The 9,136-nt window shown below is 68.2% G+C and carries 8 protein-coding genes and 1 pseudogene; 7 read left to right on the top strand and 2 right to left on the bottom strand.

Annotated features, from left to right (window positions below):
* Nucleotides 1-99 precede the first annotated feature (99 nt).
* Together BUA29_RS12525 and BUA29_RS06885 are read left to right on the top strand one after the other, a co-directional pair.
* A pseudogene (locus BUA29_RS12525) lies at nt 100-207 on the top strand (integrase core domain-containing protein); the annotation flags it as partial.
* Between the two features lie 154 nt (nt 208-361).
* The gene (locus BUA29_RS06885; protein WP_072755873.1) at nt 362-2,236 is read left to right on the top strand and encodes a glycoside hydrolase family 13 protein; all 1,875 of its coding nucleotides are present in this window, start codon (nt 362-364) and stop codon (nt 2,234-2,236) included.
* A 46-nt stretch (nt 2,237-2,282) separates the two neighbouring features.
* Here the strand turns inward: BUA29_RS06885 and yihA are convergent, their stop codons facing one another.
* On the bottom strand, nt 2,283-2,921 hold the full coding sequence (gene yihA, locus BUA29_RS06880; protein WP_072755872.1) for a ribosome biogenesis GTP-binding protein YihA/YsxC: 639 nt from the start codon (nt 2,919-2,921) through the stop codon (nt 2,283-2,285).
* A gap of 124 nt (nt 2,922-3,045) precedes the next feature.
* On the opposite strand from yihA, the gene BUA29_RS06875 reads away from it, so the two are divergent.
* Genes BUA29_RS06875 through BUA29_RS06860 form a run of 4 tightly spaced genes read left to right on the top strand, consistent with a single transcriptional unit; the run spans nt 3,046 to nt 6,206 of the window.
* Nucleotides 3,046-3,780 (top strand): c-type cytochrome, encoded by a 735-nt coding sequence (locus BUA29_RS06875; protein WP_072755871.1) that lies wholly within the window; start codon nt 3,046-3,048, stop codon nt 3,778-3,780.
* A 53-nt stretch (nt 3,781-3,833) separates the two neighbouring features.
* Entirely contained in the window at nt 3,834-4,577 is a 744-nt protein-coding gene (locus BUA29_RS06870) for a thiol:disulfide interchange protein DsbA/DsbL (RefSeq protein WP_072755870.1), read from the top strand.
* A complete protein-coding gene (locus BUA29_RS06865) occupies nt 4,574-5,419 on the top strand; it encodes a thiol:disulfide interchange protein DsbA/DsbL (protein ID WP_072755869.1) in 846 nt (281 codons plus the stop codon). Before BUA29_RS06870 ends, BUA29_RS06865 begins: the two co-directional genes overlap by 4 nt.
* A gap of 13 nt (nt 5,420-5,432) precedes the next feature.
* Nucleotides 5,433-6,206, top strand: a complete 774-nt coding sequence (locus BUA29_RS06860) for an endonuclease/exonuclease/phosphatase family protein (RefSeq protein WP_072755868.1) — start codon at nt 5,433-5,435, stop codon at nt 6,204-6,206.
* A 42-nt stretch (nt 6,207-6,248) separates the two neighbouring features.
* On the opposite strand, the gene BUA29_RS06855 is transcribed toward BUA29_RS06860, so the two are convergent.
* On the bottom strand, nt 6,249-7,043 hold the full coding sequence (locus BUA29_RS06855; RefSeq protein WP_143148839.1) for a sulfite exporter TauE/SafE family protein: 795 nt from the start codon (nt 7,041-7,043) through the stop codon (nt 6,249-6,251).
* 17 nt (nt 7,044-7,060) lie between these two features.
* Between BUA29_RS06855 and BUA29_RS06850 the strand changes: the two genes are divergently transcribed.
* Complete coding sequence (locus tag BUA29_RS06850; RefSeq protein WP_245770522.1) at nt 7,061-9,130, top strand: lytic transglycosylase domain-containing protein; 2,070 nt, start codon at nt 7,061-7,063, stop codon at nt 9,128-9,130.
* The last annotated feature ends 6 nt before the right edge of the window (nt 9,131-9,136 follow it).

The following is a 9,136-nucleotide window of genomic DNA, read 5'->3' as shown; positions in this document are numbered from 1 at the left end:
GTGCTCTCCGATAACGGCTCCGAGTTCGAGGCCGACTTCTCCAAGGCGCTCGCCACGCAGGGGATCCAGCGCTGGTACACGTATCCCAAGACACCCAAGATGAACGCGCATGTCGAACGCTTCAATCGAACCGTGCAGGAGTCCTTCGTGGACTACCACGAAGACCTGCTCTTTACCGACCTGGATGCGTTCAACCAGCAGCTGGCCAACTGGCTCGTCTTCTACAACGCCGAGCGCCCCCACCACGCCCTCGGCCAGCGACCCCCGCTACACTTCCTGCTCCAGCACCAACCCGAGTGCCAAAGGTGGTGGACTCATACAGGCCGTTGCCACCTGGGCAAGGCCGCAATAGCCTCCGGGGATGCCGATCCTGACCTTGCTGCGTCGTCTGCTGTCTGCCTTTGGGCTGTGGCTGCTGTTGCCTTCCCTCGCCGCCGCCGTCGACGTGGACCGGATCGAGCCGGGCAACTGGTGGGTCGGCATGCGCCACCACCAGGTGCAACTGCTGCTGCACGGCCAAGCGCTGGATCGCGCCACGGTGTCGATCGATCACCCTGGCGTCAAGCTGCTCGACAGTCGCGCCGGCGACAGCCCGCACTGGCGATTCGTCACTGTGGATATCGCCGCCGACGCCCGACCCGGCCCGGTTCCGATTCGGATCAGCGCGCCCGATACACCGGCACGTGTAGTGACGTGGTCTTTACAGGCGCGCGCTCCGGATGCCGCCAGCCGCCGCGGGTTCGGCCCGCAGGATGCCATCTACCTGCTCATGCCGGACCGTTTCGCCAACGGCGATCCCAGCAACGACACCATCGCCGGCCTGGGCGACCCAGCCAACCGCGCAGACCCCAACGGGCGCCACGGCGGCGATCTGGCCGGGATTCGCGCCCACCTGCCCTATCTGGCCGGGCTGGGCATCACCCAGCTCTGGCTCACCCCGGTGCAGACCAATGCCCAGCCGCAAGGCGCCTATCACGGCTACGCGATCACCGATTTCTACGCCATCGACCCACGCCTGGGTAGCCTGCAGGACTATCAGGCGCTCGCCACAGACGCCCGCCGGTACGGCATGGGGCTGATCATGGATGTAGTCCTCAACCACATCGGCGACCACCACCCGTGGTTGGCCGACCCGCCCCGCCGGAACTGGATCCACGGACAAGGCCGGTACTTCCCCACCAATCATCGCCGCACCACCGTGCAGGATCCGCATGCGGCACCGGAAGACCGCACCGCGTTCACCGACGGCTGGTTCGTTCCGACCATGCCGGATTTGAACCAGCAAGACCCGGAACTGGCGCGTTACCTGATCCAGAACACCCTGTGGTGGATCGAAACCGCTGGCCTATCCGGGCTGCGGGTGGACACCTTCAGCTATGTCGACGCCCAATTCCTGAGCCATTGGGCGCAGGCCATCCTCACCGAATACCCCAACCTGACCATGACCGGCGAGGAATGGAGTACCAACCCGGCGATCGTGGCGCACTGGCAACGCGGCAAGATCAATCCGGACGGCCATATCCCCTGGATGCCCGCGATGCTGGATTTCCCCCTGATGCAGGCCTTGCGTCAGGCCCTTACCACGCCACCCGCCGCAGGCGAGGACGGCTGGTTACCGGTGTACGAAACCCTGGCCAACGACTTTCAGTACCCGGCCCCAGGACAACTGGTCATCTTTGCGGAAAACCACGACACCACCCGCCTGCTGGCCGCCCTCGGCGGCGACGCGACCGGCTGGCGTCTGGCAATGGCGCTGCTGGCCACCACCCGCGGGATCCCGCAGATCTTTCAGGGCTCGGAGGCCCTGCTGGAGGGCCCCCGGCACCGCGACGATGGCCGGGTCCGCGCCGACCTGCCCGGCGGCTGGGCAGAAGATGCCACCAACATCTTCACCGGGGCCGGACTGACCCCGGCCCAGCAGCAAGCCCAAGACTGGCTGCGCCGTCTCCTGCAGTGGCGCAAGCGCACCCCGCTGGTTCAGACCGGCCAGCTGACCCACTACGCGCCACAGGATGACGTTTATGTCTATTTCCGGCATGCCGGCATCCCCGGTCAGGGGCCTGCGGTCATGGTTGCCCTCAACCGCGCCGAGGCACCCCGGCAACTCGACCTCACCCGCTTTGCCCGCTTCCTGCAAGGCCACCGGGCCCGCGAGGCCCTGGACGGCACGCCGGTCCGCCTGGACACGCCGTTGACCCTCCCGCCGCGGGCACCACTCCTGCTGGAAATCGACTAACTCCTGGCCGGGCCACCCACAGCAGGCACGCCGCAGGTTTGCCACCTCAGGGCTTGGGCATGTCCGCCGCGTCTGCAAGCGCAAGCCAACCGGACAGGATCTCTGCCAGCGTCTCCACGCCCTGGCGGGTTTCAGCAGAGAACAACTGCACACTGACCGCGCCCGGAAACTCCCGGCTCAAGGTCGCCCGCACTGCCTGCAGGGTATTCCCGGCAGCGCCGCGGCCCAGTTTATCGGCCTTGGTCAACAGCACATGGGCCGGCAGGCCGCGCTGTTGCGCATAGTCCAGCATCTGCCGGTCGTAATCCTTGAGGGGATGGCGGACGTCCATCACCACCACCAGTCCACGCAGCGCCTGGCGCCGGCGGAAATAGTCCTCGATAAAGGCTTGCCAGTGGGCTTGCAGATCCTGCGGCACCTTGGCATAGCCATACCCCGGCAGATCCACCAGATAGCGGCCCGCCGCCTGCGGCAGCTCGAAATACACCAGTTGCTGGGTGCGACCTGGCGTCTTCGACACCCGTGCCAACGCATTCTGCTGGCACAGGGCATTCAGGGCAGACGATTTGCCGGCATTGGATCGCCCGGCAAAGGCGACCTCGAAGCCGCCATCGGCAGGCAGTTGACGAGCAGTGTGCGCGGCCAGCAGGTAGCGCGCGCGTGCAAACGGATTGGGAGCAGCCATGCCAATAGCATGACACGTCCCCCCGATACCCGGCCGCCGGTGGTTGCACCGACTTGCACCGTCCCACCATAATCCAGAGGTTGTTCGACGGTTCATCACACCCCAGTCGCCAGTGGAGTCCTGCATGCGTCCTGCCCACGCCCTTGCCGGTGTTGCCTGCCTCGCCCTCGCTGCGTTCGCGTATGCGCAGAGCACCCCCTCGGCCGCTCCCGACAATGCGCCGGTTCAGACCGCGCCACTGGAGCAGGCACCGCCAACCTGGGGCGACCCCAAGGCAGGCCAGACCAAGGCTGCGGTGTGCGCTGGCTGCCACGGCGTCGATGGCAACGCCATGCTGCAGAATGCGCCCCGCATCGCCGGCATGCCCGAGCGTTACATCGCCGAGCAGCTGGAACTGTTCAAGACCGGGCAGCGCACCAGCGGGCTGGCCGGCGTGATGATGCCGTTCGCCAGCATGCTCAGCCCGCAGGACATGCGTGACGTCGGCGCCTGGTTTGCCGCGCAGACGCCCGGCGCTGGCGTGGCCGATGACACCCTCATCACCTCCGGCCCCAACAAGGGCCTGAAGTTCTATCAGGTGGGTGAGCGCCTGTTCCGTGGCGGCGACGCCAGCCGCGGGATTCCGGCCTGCATGGCCTGCCACGGCCCGGCCGGCGACGGCAACCCCGGCCCGGCCTACCCGGCCCTGCATGGCCAGGATGCCACCTACGTGGCGCGCCGGCTCGAAGAGTACCGCGCCGGCACCACCACCTATAAAAATCCGGCCCACTTCCAGCTGATGGCCGCGGTGAGCAAGTCGCTCACCGATGAGGAAATCCGCTCCCTGGCCAGCTACGTGCAAGGGCTGCACGCACGCTGACCGGTATGCCGGCGCTGCCGGCTGCCTGCCCCACGCCCCCGGAGCCTTCGAGAATGCGGACACTGCTGCTGACCCTGGCGCTGCTCCTGCTGCCACTGCTGCCTGCGCGTGCCCAGTCCTCCCTGCCCGGGCTGACCGAAGGGGTGGAATACCGCACCCTGGCCGATGGCCAACCCTACCAGCCACTGCCTCCGGGCATGGTGGAAGTGGCCGAGGTGTTCGCCTACACCTGCCCGCACTGCGCGCATTTCGCGCCGATGCTCAAGGCCTGGGAAAAACAGCTGCCGCCGCATGCACGGTTGGTGCTGGTGCCGTGGGTCTCCGATCGCAACGACCCCTGGGCGCGCATCTACTTCGCCGCCCGCAAGGCCGGCGCGCTGGATCTGCTACATCCGCGCCTGTTCGCCGCTATCCACGACACCGGCGAGCTGCCGCGCACCGCCAGCGGCCCGCAGATCCTGGCATTTGCCAGCACGGTCAGGGGCGTCAACACAACCGCCCTGAAGGCCGCCTGGCAGGATGAGGCCGCCCAGCTGGACGCCCTGCGCGCCGCCTTCGAGTTTGAACGCCGCACCGAGGTGGAAGGCACGCCCACCCTGATCGTGGCTGGCCGCTACCAGATCCTTGGCAACAGCTATCAGAACCTGCTGGACAATGCGCGCAAGGTGGTGGCTGCCCTGGCGCCGGCCCAGCCCGCACCGGCCAAGCCCACGCCGACCAAGCCTGCGTCAGCACCCCTGCGGGCAAGTCCCCGGCGCGTCCCGCCCCCCGTCACTGACCGATCATCCCTGCCATGACGTTGCTTCGTTCTGCCCTGCTCCTGCTCGCCCTGCTGCCACTGGCTGCCTGCAAAAACGAGTCCACCCCTTCAACCCCGGCCGCCGCCACTGCGACCAGCACCAGCGTGCCCGCCAGCAAGCCGGTCAGTGCCGAGGATCCGCAGCGCAAAGCCCAGGCCGAAGCCGCCTGGAAGGCAGTCGAAGCCGCTGCCGCCAAGGCGCCGCCGCCGGTGGAAGGCGTGGACTATGTGGTGATCCCGAATGGCGAGCCGTTCGACACGCCGCCGGGCAAAGTCGAAGTGGTGGAGTTCTTCGGCTACGTCTGCCCGTTCTGCGCCGCGGTTCAACCCACCGTGAGCGCGATGAAGGCCAAGCTGCCTGCGGACGTGCACTTCGTTTACGTGCCGGCCGCGTTTGGCTCGATGTGGGATAACTACGCCAAGGCGTTCTACGCCGCGCAGGCCATGGGCGTGGAAGAAAAGACCCACGATGCCCTGTTCCGCGCCATCCATGTCGACCAGACCCTCAAGGGCGAACGCGGCATGGATACCCCGGAACAGATCGCCGCCTTTTACGCCAACTACGGCGTCGATCCGCAGCAGTTTTTGAGCAGCATGGAAAGCTTTGCGGTGGCCACCAAAGTCAACCGTGCGCGCCAGTACATGCAGGCGGCGTTCGCCAATGGTGACCAGATGGGCACCCCGACCTTCCTGGTCAATGGCCGTTACCGGGTGAAAGGCAAATCGGTGGAAGACATGTTCCGCGTCCTCTACCAGCTGATCGTGGCCGAACGCGCCAAGCTGACGGCCCAGCCCGCCGCCTCGCAAGCCGCCACGACCACGCCTGCGCCGCAGGGCTGAACCTGGCACGCACATGCCCACCCGCCGGCTGCGGTTACTGAGCGCCAATATCCAGGCCGGCGCCAGTACCCGCGGCTACCGCGACTATCTGACCCGTAGCTGGTCGCACATCCTGCCCGCCGGCAACAAGCGCAACGCCCTGGACCAGATCGCCACACTGGCGCGCGAACACGACATCGTCGGCCTGCAGGAAGCCGACCCCGGCAGCCTGCGCTCTGGCTTCACCAACCAGACCCATTACCTGGCCGAACGGGCCGGGTTCCCCTACTGGAGCCACCAGACCAACCGCCGCGTTGGCACTGTCGCCTCCAGCGCCAATGGCCTGCTCAGCCGGCTGCCGCCAGTGCGGGTGGAAGACCATCCGCTGCCGGGCCGGGTCAAGGGCCGTGGCCTGCTGCTGGCTCGCTTCGGCCCCGGCAAGGCGGGTCTGGTGGTCGCCATCGCCCATCTTTCACTCGGCGCCCAGTCGCGCCGCCTCCAGCTGGAATGCATCGCCGAGCGGCTGGCCGATGCCCCGCACGCAGTCCTGATGGGCGATTTCAACTGCGAGCCGACACGCCCGGAGCTGCAAGTGCTGTTTCGAAAGACCCTGCTGCAACCGCCAACCCGGCCCCTGCCCACCTTCCCGGCCTGGCGCCCGCAGCGGGCCATCGACTACCTGCTGGTGACGCCGGCGCTACATCTTCACGCTCTGGACGCGTTGCCCGCTGCACAGTCGGACCACCTGGCCCTGTCAGCCACACTGGACGTCCCGGAGCACGCGCTGGCAGCCGAACGCACACCATGACGGGCAAAAACCAGCGCCGCACCTATCCCCGTTCGCAACGCATCATCGCCAGACAAACCCCGCCGCCACCAGCAGCAGAAAACCGGCAAACACCCGCCGCAGGGCGTCGGCGCTGAGCGCATGCGCCAACCGAGTGCCGTAGGGCGCGGCCAGAATCGACGTCAGCGCCACCCCGATGGCCGCCGGCAGATACACATACCCCACCGCCCCGGGCAGCGGTAGAGCGCCCGCCGGTGCCTGCATGGCATAGCCTGCGGCACTGGCCAGACCGATGAAGACCCCGCACGCTGACGACGTGCCGACGGCCCTGACCGGCACCACGCCGCGCCAGATCAGCAAGGGCACGGTCAAGCTGCCACCGCCGATGCCGACGATCGCCGATACCGCGCCGATGCCGACGCCAGCCAGGCTATAGCCCACCCCGCGCGGGGCCTCCGTGGCATGGGCTGCCGTCGCCGGACGTGGCCGTAGCAGCTCCAGCGCCACCACCACGCAGTAGCCGGCCACGCCCCAGCGCAGCACATCACCACTGAGCGCGATCGCCAGCCGGCTGCCCAGCCAGCCGCCCAGCATCATGCCTGGCGCCAACCAGGCCACCGTCGGCCACAGCACACTGCCACGCCGGTGATGCGCCCGTGCGGAAGCAGCCGCGGTCAGCACGATGCTCGCCAGCGAACTGGCCAGTGCCGCATGCATGGCCGCCTCCGGCGATACCCCTTGCCAGGGCAGCAGCCAGGCCAGCGCCGCGACCAGCACCAGCCCGCCACCGATTCCCAGCAACCCGGCCAGCAGGCCCGCCACGGCGCCTAGCGCCAGATAAATCGGGAAAAACGTCATCGCAATCGCTCACGTCAATGCTCACCAAGCGTGCCGGCATGCTCGGCTATAGTCGGCGCATGCACAAGCACGCATTCCCCCGGCTGCTGTGGCTGCTGCTGGCGATGACCGGCACCGCACTGGCCCAGACCACACCCGCGTCACCACTCCGGCCGACGGTACGCATCCCGCCGCCCGATCCAGCCCTGCGTGCCGCCTTTGCCGCCACCGACCAAAGCCGCCTCGACGATCTGGCACTGGCCGGTTTTCAGGGCCAACCCCTGGCCGGCTGGCTGGAATACGCCGCCCTGCGGCCGCAGCTGGACACCCTGCCTCTGACGCGCGGCCGCGCGTTCCTGACCGCCCATGCCGGCGAACCTGTGGCCGAGGCATTTCGCAGCGACTGGCTGGCGGCCTTGGCCCGGCGCAATGAGTGGCAAGCATTCCTGGACGCCTGGGACAGCCGCATCGAAAGCCCGGCACTGCGCTGCCTGCGCCTGCAGGCATTGATGATGCTGGATCGTGTCGATGCCGATTGGGATCGTCAGGCGCAGTCGCTCTGGCGCAGCAGCGGCGCGTCCCTGCCTGCGCAGTGCGATGCTCCCTTCGCCCTGCTCGCCGCCCGCGGTGGCCTGGACGATGCGCTGCGCTGGGAGCGCTTCGACAAGGCGCTGGACGCCGCCCAGACCGGGGTCATGCGCCGCATTGCCCAAGGCCTGCCACCCGACCAGGCCGCCCTCGCCCTGGCCTATGCCGACTACCTCGATGCCCCCGGTGGCGACATCCGCCAATGGCCCAAGACCGCGCGCAGCCAGCGCGTGGCTGTGCTGGCCCTGTCCCGGTTGGCCAAGACAGACCCTGACCGTGCTGAACGCCTGCTGCCGGACGTGGCCCAGGTGCTTGGGCTGGATGCCATAGCCCAGGGCAAGGTGCGCCAGCAGATTGCGCTGTGGTCGCTGGCGTCTTACCTGCCCGATGCCGAGCGCCGGCTGGCGGCGGTTCCAGCCAGCGCCGAGGACGACCTGCTGCGCGAATGGCGGCTGCGGCAGGCGCTGGCACGCGCCGACTGGCCGGCGGTACGCGCCGCCTTGGATCGGCTGTCGCCAGCCCAGCGCAGCGACAGCCGCTGGCTGTATCTGGCCGCACGCGTGCACGAACTGACCGGCGATGCCGATGGCGCCCGGGCGCTGTATGCACAGGCGGCCACACGCCCGGAATTCCACGGCTTCCTCGCCGCCGACCGACTGGGGCTGCCCTATGCCTTATGCCCGCGCCCACTCGAGGGCAGCGTTGGCGCAAAGCAGGCGCTGGCCCGCGATCCGGGCCTGCTGCGTGCCCTGCAGCTCTACCAGCTCAACCGGCGCAGTTGGGCGTTACGCGAATGGAACGCGCTGCTGGCCCGGCTGGATGCGCCACAACGCCGGCTGGCGGTGGAACTGGCGCAAGACAACGGCTGGTACGACCGCGGCGTGTTTGGCCTGGTCAATGTCGGCAACCAGCGCTACCCGGACGAGCAGGCACTGTATGTCCTGCGCTTCCCGCTGGCCTATACCGACATCGTGCAGCGCGAGGCCGCCCGCAATGGCCTCGACCCCGCCTGGGTGATTGCCGAGATCCGCGCCGAAAGCGTGTTCGACCCACAGGCACGCTCGAGCGCCGATGCCCGCGGTCTGATGCAGCTGCTGCCAGACACCGGCCGCACTATCGCGGCCCAGCTGGGCCTGCCCTGGTCCGGCCCGGACGCACTGCTGGATCCGGTCACCAACATCACGCTCGGCAGCGTCTATCTGCGCCAGTTGCTGGACCGCTACGGCAGCCAGCCCGCCTACGCCATCGCGGCTTACAACGCCGGATCGGCCGCGGTTGATCGCTGGCGGGCACAGCGCCCGGCCCTGGATACCGATTTCTGGATCGAAACCATCCCCTACCGCGAAACCCGCGACTACGTGGCCCGGGTGCTGGCCTTCAGCGTGCTGTACGACTGGCGCCTGCAGGGCACCGCGCTGCGGGTCAGCGACCGCCTGCGCGGCCGCTTCGATGCCCCCCGCACCGGCTTCGTCTGCCCCGCCGCCAATCCCACACCGTCTCCGCAACCGTCCCGTCCATGATCCCGA

The organism is Thermomonas hydrothermalis (assembly GCF_900129205.1).
Lineage (GTDB): Bacteria > Pseudomonadota > Gammaproteobacteria > Xanthomonadales > Xanthomonadaceae > Thermomonas > Thermomonas hydrothermalis.
The sequence above is the reverse complement of the archived record's forward strand: the minus strand, read 5'-3'. Positions and strand labels throughout refer to the sequence as shown.

Coding starts and splice junctions, on each gene's coding strand:
- BUA29_RS06875 (WP_072755871.1), top strand. CDS start 3,046: ATGCGTCCTGCCCACGCCCTTGCCGGTGTTGCCTGCCTCGCCCTCGCT.
- BUA29_RS06860 (WP_072755868.1), top strand. CDS start 5,433: ATGCCCACCCGCCGGCTGCGGTTACTGAGCGCCAATATCCAGGCCGGC.
- yihA (WP_072755872.1), bottom strand. CDS start 2,921: ATGGCTGCTCCCAATCCGTTTGCACGCGCGCGCTACCTGCTGGCCGCG.
- BUA29_RS06870 (WP_072755870.1), top strand. CDS start 3,834: ATGCGGACACTGCTGCTGACCCTGGCGCTGCTCCTGCTGCCACTGCTG.
- BUA29_RS06885 (WP_072755873.1), top strand. CDS start 362: ATGCCGATCCTGACCTTGCTGCGTCGTCTGCTGTCTGCCTTTGGGCTG.
- BUA29_RS06865 (WP_072755869.1), top strand. CDS start 4,574: ATGACGTTGCTTCGTTCTGCCCTGCTCCTGCTCGCCCTGCTGCCACTG.
- BUA29_RS06850 (WP_245770522.1), top strand. CDS start 7,061: ATGCTCACCAAGCGTGCCGGCATGCTCGGCTATAGTCGGCGCATGCAC.
- BUA29_RS06855 (WP_143148839.1), bottom strand. CDS start 7,043: ATGACGTTTTTCCCGATTTATCTGGCGCTAGGCGCCGTGGCGGGCCTG.